This window comes from Fructilactobacillus sp. X2R5C2 (assembly GCF_059901375.1).
Map to the genome: position 1 here is coordinate 1 of NZ_JBWXUX010000039.1, position 246 is coordinate 246.

Below are 246 nucleotides of genomic sequence, written 5' to 3' on the forward strand. Positions count from 1 at the left end.
GTTCTTGCACATGGGCGAGAAGGTGCGGCGTGCTGCTTTTGTGGCAGCGGTAAGTTCCTACGGGCGCAGCCAGCTGTTTCGCTGGGTGGCGCACGAGCACTGGGCCAAAGTGAAAGTGGTGCATTGTGGCCTGGAGCGAGGTTTCCATGAGGTGGCGCCGGTCAACGTGCCGGCGGTGCCGCAGCTGGTGTGCGTCGGCCGGCTCTGTGAACAGAAAGGCCAGCTGTTGCTGCTTGAGGCGGCGCG

At 64.2% G+C, this 246-nt stretch carries 1 protein-coding gene; it reads left to right on the forward strand.

Annotated elements, in window-relative coordinates:
* The coding region (locus AC6UD2_RS06855) for a hypothetical protein (protein WP_500698443.1) at positions 1-246 on the forward strand (246 nt) is incomplete at both ends.